Raw genomic sequence first — 11268 nt, forward strand, 5'->3', positions numbered from 1 at the left:
ACTATCTGCAACTCAGTCGCAGATGGAGGTGCGTGTGAAGTACCTGGTGACGGAACCGGAGGAGGCGCTCGGTCCGGGGTTGCGGGCGGACCTGCTGGACACCTGGGTGGCGGCGACGAACGCGGGCGGCGCGGTCGGGTACACCGCGCCGGCGCCGGTCGAGCAGATCGCGGAGAACCTCGACGGCGCCCTCGGCCGGGTCGCGGCGGGGCTTGATCTGCTCGGCGTGCTCCACAACGGTGAGCGGTACGTCGGGATGGGCATGCTGGTGAACCGCGGCAGCGGGCTGCAGGCGCACTGGCGGACGGTGCTGCGGGTGATGGTCCACCCGCAGTGCCAGGGCACCGGCGCCGGCCGGATCCTGATGGAAGGTCTGCGCGGGTCCGCCGTCGACCTCGGCCTCGAGCAACTGCAGCTCACCATCCGCAGCGGCCTCGGCCTGGAGAAGTTCTACGTCCCCCTCGGGTACCGAGTAGTCGGCACCCACCCCCGCGCGATCCGCGTATCCCCGACCGACTACCGCGACGAAATCACCCTCGTGATGGACCTCTGATCAACTTTGGGCCCCCACCAACCGTTTTCGAGGCTCCGAGATGGTTGGTAGGGGCCCAAAGATGGTCACTTTCGGGTGCGGGCGAGGATTACGAGGGTTGCGCCGAGGGCGGCGAGGAGGGTGCCGAGGGTGAGGATGATGGGCGGGGGGCCACCGGTTGGGTGGAGTTCGGCGCGGTTGAGGGTGCGGGGGGTGTCGGTGGGCTCGGCGCCTACGGTGAACTTGACCGGCGCGGTGACCGTCTCGCCGGTTTCGTCGGTCCGCTCGTAGGTGACCTTCGCGGTCCCGGTGAAGGCGGCGACAGGCTTGAGTGTGACGGTGCCGTCCGTGCCGACCGACCAGGTTCCGGCGCCGTTCGTGACGCGCTTCGCGCAGGTGCCGGCCGGCGTACGCAGGCAGACCGAGCTCGGCTTGATCGTGCCGCTGTCGTTGAGCAACGGGTTCACCGCGACCGGGTTGCCCGGCGTACCGGTCGCCGTATCGGGTGCAGCCTTCGCGAGCAACGGTCCCGCGACCGTGACGTCGAGGAGCGCGGTGTCCGACGTACCGTTCGCGTCGGTGACGCGGTAGGCCAGCGCACGCGTCGTACCGACGAAATCCTTCGCCGGTGTAAACGTGACCGAGGTGCCGACCACGAACGTGCCTTCGTGCGGCACGGTCACGGACTTCTTCTCCTTGCCGTCCGCCGGATCCCGCAGTACGACGGAACTCGCCCGGAGCGGCGCCGACGGGTCACCGGCCTTGTCGTTGGCGAGCACGTTCACGTCGACCGCCGTACCGAACGCCGTCTCCGCGCTGTCGTCCGTGACAACCGGCCGCACCGGAACGACCGTGACGGTGATGGTCGCGCGGGCCGAGTTCTGATTGCTGTCCTTTACGTCGTACGCCGCCGGGCGCGCGGTGCCCGTGAACGTCGCGTCCGGGGTGAACGTGACCTTGCCGTCGTTAACGACGTACGTGCCCTGCCCGGCGATCGTGACTCGGTCGACCAGTGCGCCACCCGGCCCGACCAGCAGCACCGAAGCCGGGTCGAGCGTCGCGCCCGGGCCGGGCTTGTCGTTCGCGAGCGGGTCGATCGTCACCGCAACGTGCTGCTTGGTCCGCGCCTCATCCGGTACGGCGACCGGACGCGCCTGCACCGTGACCGTCAACGAACCGGAGCCGATCGTGCCGTTGCGGTCGGCAACCTGATACCCGACCGGCACCGCGACTCCGGCGAACCCGTCCACAGGCGCGAACCGGATCGCACCGGTCGGCTGCACGGTGAACGTCCCCTCCCCCGGCACAGCTAGCGCTGCTAGCGGATCGCCCTTCACCGGATCGATCAGCCGCACGCCGCCCGCGACGAGCGGCGCACTCGCATCCCCGGGCTTGTCGTTCATCAGTACGGCGACCGTGATCGCGGCCTCGTACGGCGTGGTCGCCACGTCGTCCTTGATCACCGGAACGACCGGCGCGACCGTGACCGTGACCGACGCGCTCGCCTTGTTCCCGGTCGTGTCGCTGACCCGGTACGCGACCGAAACGACCCCGCGGTACGCCGGCTCCGGGTCGAACATGATCTTCCCAGCCTTCACCCTGAACACGCCCTGCCCCGGGACCACCGCCTTCTGTCCCCACGTCCCGCCGTACACCTGGAGCGATGCCGGATCGAGCTGCGCGCCCGTCCCCGGCTCGTCGTTCGCCAGCGGATCGACGGTGACCGTCACGTTCTGCTTGGTGCCGACCGGATCCGCGACCGCCTTCGGGCCCTTGCCGACCGTCAACAGCAGCAGGCCTTCCGCGGTCGTCCCGTTAGCGTCGGCGATGCGGTACGTCGTCGGCGTCGTAACACCCTGGAATCCCATAGCCGGCGTGAACTTCACCGCGCCGTAAGCATCAACTGCGTACGTGCCTTCACCGACCCGCGTCATCGTCTTGCCGTACTGACCGGCCGCGTCCTTCACCACGACGCTCGCCGGTTTCAGCGGCGCCGACGCGTCACCGGGCTTGTCGTTCGCCGGCACGTTCACCGTGATCACATGCTCGTACGGCGTGATCGCCGAGTCGTTGACCGTGACCGGGTTGACCGGTGTCACGGTCATGCTCAACGTCGAGGTCGCGACAATGCCGTCCGAGTCCGCGACCCGATACTGCACCGGACTCGCCTTGCCCCGGAACGCCGGCAGCGGATCGAACTCGATCGAACCGCTCGGGAGCACCGCATACGTGCCCTGATAAGGAACCGTCACCTTCTTGGCGGACCCGTTCAGCCCGACGGAGCCCTTAGAAAGCTGCGCGTCGGTGCCCGGCCGGTCGTTGGACAGCACGTTCACCGTCACGGTCACGTTCTGCAGCGTCGAGGCGTTGTCGGCGATCGCGACCGGCGGCTCGCCGACAGCGACGGTCAACCGAGCGCTCGTCTTCGTCCCGTTGCTGTCGGCCACCTGGTACGTCAACGGCGTACCAGGCCCGCGGAACGTCGCCCCTGGGTCTACGCGAACCGCTCCCCCGGCCGCGGTGTAGACGCCCTCGTTCGGGATCCGCACCGATGCCTTCAACACCCCATCAGCCGGATCGACGAGCAGCAGACTGGCCGGCACGAGCGGCGCCGTCGGGTCGCCCGGCTTGTCGTTCGCGAGCACCTGCACCGTGACGCTCTTGTCGTACGGCGTCCGCGCGGCGTCGTCGGCCGCGACCGGAGTGATCGGCGTGATCGTGACCGTGATCGTCGATCGAGCCGTCTGACCGAACAGGTCGGCGATCCGGTACGTCACCTTGGTCGCCGTACCGGTGAAGCCCGGCAGCGGGTCGACGGCGACGGTGCCGTCCGGGTTGACCTGGTAGTCGGCCTGCCCCGGGATCTTCACGAGCTTCTTCAGCGAGCCGTCGGCCGGGTCCACGAGCGTGAGGCTGCGCGGATCGAGTGCTGTCCCGAGGCCGGCTTTGTCGTTGGCGAGCGGCATGACCCGAAGCGGGAGGTTCTGCTTGCCGGTCGCGATGTCGGGTGCGGTCGTCGGCGCGGGCGGTTTGGCGACCGTGACGGTCAGCGTTGCCGTGGCCGTCGTACCGTTCACATCCGAGACGCGGTACGTGACCGGCGTCGCGGCGCCGGTGAACTTGGGCAGCGGGTCGACCTCGACCTTCCCGTCCGCCTTCGTCGTGTACGTCGCCTGACCGGGGATCACGAGCGTCGCGGTCGGCAGCTTCGTGGTCGGGTCGATCATCCGCACGGTGCTCGGAACCAGCGGGACCGACGGGTCGCCGGCCGTGTCGTTCGCGAGCACTGGCACGCTCACGTTCGTGTCGTACGCCGTACCCGTGGTGTCGTCGGACGCGTCGGGCTGCACCTTGGTGACCCGCGCGGTCAACGTCGACTTCCCGATCGCATTGTTGCTATCGGCCACCTGGTAGCCGACCGCTGTCGCGGTGCCGCTGAACGTCGGCAGCGGCTCGAACAACACCCTGCCGTCGGCCTTCACCGAGTACTTGCCCTGACCCGCGATGACGAGCGAAAGCACAGGTTGCGTGGGTGTCACCAGGCGCACACTGCCGGTCTTCAGTGCGGCACCCGTCGGCCCCGGCTTGTCGTTGGCGAGGACCGCGGCCACCACGGGACGGCCCTGCACCGTGGTGATCGTGTCCGGGTTCGCCACCGGTGGGCCGGGTACGGCGACGGAGACGGTCAGCTCGGCGCGCGCCGCCGTGCCGTTCTTGTCGAGCACCTGATAGGGCACCGGCGTACCGACTCCGGTGAAGCCGTGCAGGGGCTGGAAGGTCACCTTGCCGGCGGCGACCAGGTACGTGCCTTGCCGGGCGATCGTCACCTTGTCGACGAGCTTCTTGCTGACCGGGTCGACGAGCCGCAACGTCGCGGGCACGAGCGGCGCGTCCGGCGAACCCGGGCGGTCGTTGTCGAGCACAGGTACGACGAGGTCGGTGTCGAACGCGGTCGAGACCGAGTCACCGTTGGCAGTCGGCGTCACCGGCGTGACCGTGACGGCGAGCGTGGATTCGGTGGTCTGGTGGGTGGTGTCGGTGACGCGGTAGCCGATCGACGTACCGACGCCGGTGAACTGCGGTTGCGGGACGAAGTCCACGCCGCCGTCAGGCTTCACGACGTACTCGCCCTCGCCCGCGATCACGACCTTCTTCTTGAACGCGGCATCGGCCGGATCACGCAGTACGACGGAACCGGGCACGAGCTGCACGCCCGCGGCCGCGTGGTCGTTGGCGAGCGGCTTGACGGGCACGCTGACGTTCTGCGGCGTGGTCGCCGTGTCGGGCGTTGCCACCGGGCGATCCGGGAGCGAAACGGTCACGGTCAGCTTGGCAAGCGCCGCCGTACCGTTGCTGTCGGCAACGCGGTAGCCGACCTGCTTGGCCGTCCCGACGAAGCCAGGCACCGGTTCGACGCGGACGGTGCCGTCGGGCTTGGCGACGTACTTCGCCTGGCCGACGACGTTCACCATCTGCACGCACTTGGCGCCGTCGACGAGGCACAGGGTCGCAGGCGCGAGCGGCGTACTCGGGTCGCCCGGCTTGTCGTTGCCGAGCACCGGTACGACGACTGCCGTGTTGAACCCGGTCGTCGCGGCGTCGTCGGTGAGGACCGGCGGTGGCGGCGGCGTGATCGCGAACGGGTAGTCCTCGACCTCGCCGGCATCGGACGCGCCGGTCGGCTTCTCGACCTGCGCACTGGTGTACCCGACCCGCACCCGTGCGTACGACGCCCCCGCCTTCGGAGCGAGCTCGGCCCACCGCAGCATGACTGTCGTCTGCTTGGCGGCGAACGGGGCGCAAGCCCGCTCGCCCGAGTCGAAGGTTCCGTTGCCGTTGACGTCGATCCACGCACACGCCCGCACGGCCTTCGACGTACCGGCCAGCTGCAGATCGGCCGTGTACGTCGTCTGGTTGGTGCGAAGCGGTTTGAAGACGACACCGTCATCGGCCTGATCCGGTGTGGCCGGCCCGGTCGTCCCATTCGCAACGCTCGCGTTGTCCTCGGTGACATCCTTGCCGAGCTGTACGTCGCTCAGCACCGACCATGCCGCGCCGTACGACGCCGGTGCGTCGCCGAAGTCCTCGGGCGCAGACGCGACGATCGAGAACGCGTCGCCGGACGATCCGTTGTTCAACGCGGGCAGCTTCGGATGCTTCGTGAACAACGCCGACACGTCGAAGCTGACCTTGGTGACAACACCGTTCACGCGAACCGATCCGCAGGCAGCGGGCGCGGAGGTGTCGAGACCCGACGGGGACTTGGTGTTCACGCAGTTCGGGCCGGTGTCGTGGTTCGCGGCGGTGATCGTGTCGCTGGTGACCGCGAGGTTGTTGCCCTGACCGAGCTTCGTGAGGCTGAGGCCGGCGGTGGTGAGCTTCAGGACCGAGTGCAGTTCGGACTGCGCGGTCGGCTTGCCGTTCACGGTCCGGGTGACGGATCCGCCGAGGCCGCCGAGGTGCAGGACGGGGTTGCGGACGGGCTGCGAGAACGCGATCGTCACCGTGCCGCGGTCGCCGCAACCGCCGGTGGACGCACAGTCGCCGGTGTTCACCACCACGTCCTGCGCCGGAGCGTCCTTGCCGATCGCGGGCTGGTAGGTGGTCGGCCCGGCAGTGCGGAAGCCGGCCGTCGTCGGGTCGCCGAGCTCGGTGAGCCCGCTCGCGGTGATCGTCTGCTGCAGGCCGGAGCCGGGCATCACGGTGGTGGCGCTGTCCGTGAAAGGTGCCGTTGGCACCTGATACGCGGTCGCGGTGACGGTCCCCAGGCTCAAGAGGCCGGTGGCAAGAAGAATGGCCCCCGGTCGGGTTGCCCGCATGTGTCCCGCCCTCCCGAGCAATTCAGGTGCATTGCTGCGGCCGCGTGGCGGGCGGGCCTGCGTAGACGTTAACGGCCTGCGCGGACCCAATGTTACGGGACAATCACTCTCCGAGGTCGTAGATCAGGACCTTGCCCACGCTGTGTCGTCGTACGGCGAGCTGGTCGAGCGCCGGCGACACGGGTCCGTTGCGTGCGTCGGCGTACAGCCAGCGAACGCCGTACTCGTCGCGCAGCCTTCGCAGCACCTCGGCGGTCGGTGCGGTGAGGGCCTGGTTGGTGAGAGCGACGCGGTCCGGCCACGGTGACGGCTGCTCGGTGTAGCGGCGGCCGCCGTCACCTTGCTTGGCCATCGCCTGGTTCGTGTACGCCCAGCCCTCGATCAGCGTGCGGCGTCCGGCGATCCCGCTGACCAGATACCCGCGGGCGTCGCATCCTGGCGCGGGCGGGCCCGCCGGACGGCACCAGGTGTTCGCCGCCACCACATCGGTCGGCGCTGAGTTCTGCCCGAGCCAGAGCGCGGCCTCGGCCTCGTCCGGGTACACCCACCACCGCGCGGCCCGGTACGTCGGCGCCTTCTCGGTGTCACCACGTAGTTCGCTCTGCAAGAAGGAGCTGATCGGCGCAGTCGAGAGCAGCACCAGTACGACGAACATGCCGCCACCGGCTTGTCGCAACGTCAGGCGCCATACGAGCAGGAGGAAGAGCGTGATGCCGAGGACAACGAGCAACATCCGGGTGCTCAGCCACAGCTGGCGACCGGTCGAGGCCGCCGGCACACCACGAGCCCAGACGATCAGACCGGCGTAACCGATCGACAGGACGAAGGCAGCGATCGCGATGGGGACTGGGCGACCAGAAGCGCGTGCACTGGTTGCTGCGAACCAGCCGGCTCCGGCCAGGCTGAACGGTGCGGCGGTGTAGACGAAGTACGACTCGCTCACCGACGGGTGGTCGATCAGCAGGTAGCCCGCCCATCCCGCGATCATCGCGCCGAGCAGGAACCACGCGACCGGGTCCTTCTGGCCGACGACGCCGAATCCGGCCCAGGACATCGCCTGCAGAGTCAGCAGCAGTCCGAGCAGCAGACTGAGCGTTCCGATCACCTCGCCGTGCGCCAGCGCCGGCAGGATCAGCCCGCCGTCCCCCGGCTGCGTCTTGTCACCAGTGGCTGCGGTGTAGACGGGCAGCGACTTCAGTACGGCGAGGAACTGCAGCCGCGACCCACTGGTGCTTCCGGCCACGGTCAGGAAGGTGATCGACCCGACAACCAGCAGCACCCCTGTCGTACCGATCAAACGCCACGGCAACCGCCGTGTCGTCACGAGTAGGTACAACGCCGCAAGCCCCACCCCTCCCACCAGCAACGGCAAGACGGTCGGCTTAGCCCCACCCCCGACCCCCGCGACGGCCACCGCCACAACCGCGCCCCACAACTCCTTACGTCTGAAGAAGTGTGTTCTTCGGAAGAGGAGGTCGATCAGGAGGGTGGCCGCTGTGACGGCGGCGACCATGCCGAAGGTTTGAGACGGGCTGAGGAGGCTGACGGGCGGTGCGAGGTTGACGCTCGTGTCTACGAGCAGGAACAGCTGTGGCGCAGCTAGCGCTAGTGCTGCGAGTACGCCGGTCCACCAGGTGCGGCTGACGACGCGGGCGAGTGTGGCGCAGACGAGCAGCGAAACGACCAGCCACGGCAGGACCCAGAGCCGGAACAGCACGACCATCGGCGTGAGTCGCGTGACATCGACAGCCGCGGCCATGTCGGCGTTCGCGAACCAGTGGTACTCGAGCCGCTCGTTGACGACCTGCGGGATCTCGGGCGGCACGGTGCGGGTCAGCTCCTGCACCATCGACAGGTGGTACAGGAGGTCGGGGTAGTACGCCTCGCCGTACGGCGGCATCGGGTGGTACGCCATCACGCCGAAAGTGGCTGCGCCGACCATCACCGCCGCGGACACCGCCAACCCGACCGTCCACGCGACCGGTAGCGGTCTGGGCTCGGCGATCCGGAAGTACTGCCTTCCTAGAAGAGCGAAGCCGACCAGGACGAGGACCGGCCACACGATCAGCCAGCGCTGCCAGCCGAGCGCGGTGAAGATCGCCCAGCCGATCAACTGCCACGTCGCGCCGACGACCGACCCGAGTCCGAGATCCTCGGCCCAGTTACCGGTACTGCGCCACGCGGCCCGCAGCAACAACGTGCCGGGCAGCGCGATCGCTCCGGCGAAGTAGACGGCGTACTTGACGAGCGGACCGAGTCCGACGTCGCCGAGCGATATGAACCCACCGACCGCCACCAGGATCGGCAGCAGCCACGGGGCAGCTCGCTTCATCTGCCAGAGGATGTCTTGGTCGGAGTGCTCTCGTGAACGGGCTCCTGATGCCCGTGGTCCGTGAGGCTGTCGTATCCGACGAGGAACTGCGGTCTGCGCTGGCTCGACTGGAACAAGCGGGCGACGTACTCACCCAGCAGGCCGAGGCACAACAGTTGAATCGCGCCGATCACGCTGACCGCGAGGACCGTCGACGTCCAGCCAGGGATGCTTCGCCCGGTCAGCTTGATCACGAGCGCGCCGACCACGAACAGCCCGGACATCCCGCCACCGAGCAACCCCAGCCATGTCGCGAGCCGCAGCGGGGCGGCCGAGAACGCGGTCACGCTGTCGAACGCGAGCCGGACCATCTTGGAGACGCTGTACTTCGTCGTACCGGCGGCCCGCTCCGCCCGGACGTACTTGACCTCGGCGCTCGGGAAGCCGAGCCACGGGATCACCAGACGAAAGACCCGGCCGTCGTCGGGGAGCGCGTTCACCGCGTCCACCACCCGACGGGTCACCAGCCGGAAGTCGGCCGCGTCGAACGGGATGTCCTTACCGACCAGGCGGCACATCAACCGGTAGTACAGCCGCGCCGACGTACGTTTCGCCCAGGAATCGCTCGAGCGGTCGGAGCGTACGCCGTACACGACATCGACGTCCTGCTCGCGGACGGCCTGCAGGAACTCGGCGATGACCTCCGGGGGATCCTGGAGGTCGGCGTCGATCGTGACGACGTACTTCCCGCGGGCGCGGCGGAAGCCGGCCGACTGGGCGGCCTGGTGACCGCTGTTGCGGAGCAGGCGGACGACGCGGAGCTGCGGCCAGTCCTTGGCGGCGTCGAGGAGCAGCGCAGCGGTCCGGTCCCGGCTGCCGTCGTCGACGACCAGCAGTTCGTAGGTGATCCCCAGGCCGTCGAGCAGCGGGTGCATCCGCTCGAAGAAGATCGGCAGCACCTCTTCCTCGTCGTACATCGGTACGACGACGGAGAGCTCGGGGTGGGTGTCCCGCATCGGCTGCCTTTCGGATCCTGGTGGCCTGACCTTACTAGCGTGATCAGGGGGAGATGGCCACGGCACCGGTTCGGCGCGGGTCGCCGACGGCGAGGAGGCCGTCGGCCGGGTCCCAGAGCGCGGCCGCGACGCCGCCGAAGTACATCGAGTGCGGCGGCATCGGGCGGGTCGGCAACGCGGTCGAGCCGGAAACCGGCAGGTCGTCCTCGTAGTCGACGACCACGTCCTCGCGGACGCGGACGTGCAGCCGCGGGTGCTCGACGGCCTCGCGGAGCCGCAGACCGCCGTGGGTGTAGAGCGCGTACACCTGGGCGAGCGCGGTCGGGATGCGGTCCGAGCCGGGTGAACTGATGGCGAGTACGGCGCCGTCGCTCTCACGGTGGGCGACGCTCGGGGCCATGTTCGAGGTGAGGCGGGTGCCCGGCGCGAGGCTGTGCGGGCCGCCGTGGAGAAGCTCCTGCTCGCCGAGCGCGTTGTTCAGCCAGATCCCGGTGCCGGGCGTGAGTACGCCGGACCCGTAGCCGGACGAGACCGTGATCGCGCACGCGTCGCCCTCGTCGTCGACGACCGAGACGGTCGCCGTACTCGGTGAGGTCAACGCGCGGAGGTCGCCGGCCGCGGCGAGGTCGAGCAGCTTCTGGCCTTCCAGCTTGCGCACGTTTTCCTCGTCGAGCTCGGCGAGCCGCTGGCCGAGTACGGCGTACTGGACCTCGATCAACCGTTCCAGCTCGGACTGGCTCCAGCTGCCGTCGGACGGTACGCCGTCCAGCAGCGCGAGCATCGCGGCGACGGCCACTCCCCCGACCGCGGGCGGTGGGTTGGTCGCCAGACGCCAGCCGTTCTGCTTGACGATAAGCGCCGGGCGTACGACGGCCTCGTACGCGGCCAGGTCCGCGGCGGTGAGGATGCCTTCGTTCGCGGCCATGTCGTGGATCAGGAGCTGGGCGAGCTGGCCCGTGTACATCGTCTCGGCGCCGTCGCGGGCGATGAGTTCGAGCGCTTCGGCGAGCTCCGGGATCACGATCGTGCTGCCGGCCTTGAGCACCACGCCGTCGTCGTCGTGCACGACAGCGTGGCTCGGCTGGTGCCAGCCGAAGATGATCTCGTGGGTGAAACCGAGGTAGTAGCCCGAGGTCCGGCTCAGCGGGAAGCCGTTGCGGGCGACATCGATCGCGGGCTGCACGACCTCGCGCCAAGGGGCCTTGCCGGAGCGGCGGTGGGCCAGGTCGAGGGCCTTCATCCCGCCGGGGGTTGCCACGGAGCCGTGGCCGACGGTGGTCGTCGTACCGCCGCCGTAGTCGGTGGTGATGTCCCAGACGCCGCGCCCGAACCGGTCCGTCGGCAGGCCGCGGCCGGGCATCTCCACCCAGCCGTCGATGGTGACCGCCTCACTACCCGCGGCCTGCAACGTGACGAACCCGCCCGAGGCCGGCGACACCACCCCGATCTCGTTCACCATCGTGACGAGCGTGGCGGCAATCGCGGCATCTACCGCGTTCCCACCCTCAGCAGCCACCCGCACCCCGGCCTCGGCAGCAGCCGCATTCGGCGCCGCCACCGCCACCCGCGGGTGACTGCCATTCATGGTTT

5 protein-coding genes are annotated in these 11268 nt (G+C 69.1%); 1 reads left to right on the plus strand and 4 read right to left on the minus strand.

What is annotated here, in order from left to right; all coding sequences use genetic code 11:
• Positions 1-22: 22 nt before the first annotated feature.
• Positions 23-553, plus strand: a complete 531-nt coding sequence (locus EV649_RS12980) for a GNAT family N-acetyltransferase (protein ID WP_241998142.1) — start codon at positions 23-25, stop codon at positions 551-553.
• Positions 554-618: 65 nt separating this feature from the next.
• Here the strand turns inward: EV649_RS12980 and EV649_RS12985 are convergent, their stop codons facing one another.
• The 4 genes from EV649_RS12985 to EV649_RS13000 all read right to left on the minus strand — a co-directional run bounded on the left by EV649_RS12985 (position 619) and on the right by EV649_RS13000 (position 11263).
• Positions 619-6270, minus strand: coding sequence for an Ig-like domain-containing protein (locus EV649_RS12985; protein ID WP_241998144.1), 5652 nt, complete (start codon positions 6268-6270; stop codon positions 619-621).
• A 184-nt stretch (positions 6271-6454) separates the two neighbouring features.
• Positions 6455-8683 (minus strand): hypothetical protein, encoded by a 2229-nt coding sequence (locus tag EV649_RS12990; RefSeq protein WP_198682487.1) that lies wholly within the window; start codon positions 8681-8683, stop codon positions 6455-6457.
• Positions 8680-9678 (minus strand): glycosyltransferase family 2 protein, encoded by a 999-nt coding sequence (locus EV649_RS12995; protein WP_130383703.1) that lies wholly within the window; start codon positions 9676-9678, stop codon positions 8680-8682. The genes EV649_RS12990 and EV649_RS12995 overlap by 4 nt, the downstream gene beginning before the upstream one ends.
• 43 nt (positions 9679-9721) lie before the next feature.
• A complete protein-coding gene (locus EV649_RS13000; RefSeq protein ID WP_130383704.1) occupies positions 9722-11263 on the minus strand; it encodes a gamma-glutamyltransferase in 1542 nt (513 codons plus the stop codon).
• Between the last annotated feature and the right edge of the window lie 5 nt (positions 11264-11268).

The sequence above is a fragment of the Kribbella sp. VKM Ac-2569 genome (genome assembly GCF_004216905.1).
Lineage (GTDB): Bacteria > Actinomycetota > Actinomycetes > Propionibacteriales > Kribbellaceae > Kribbella.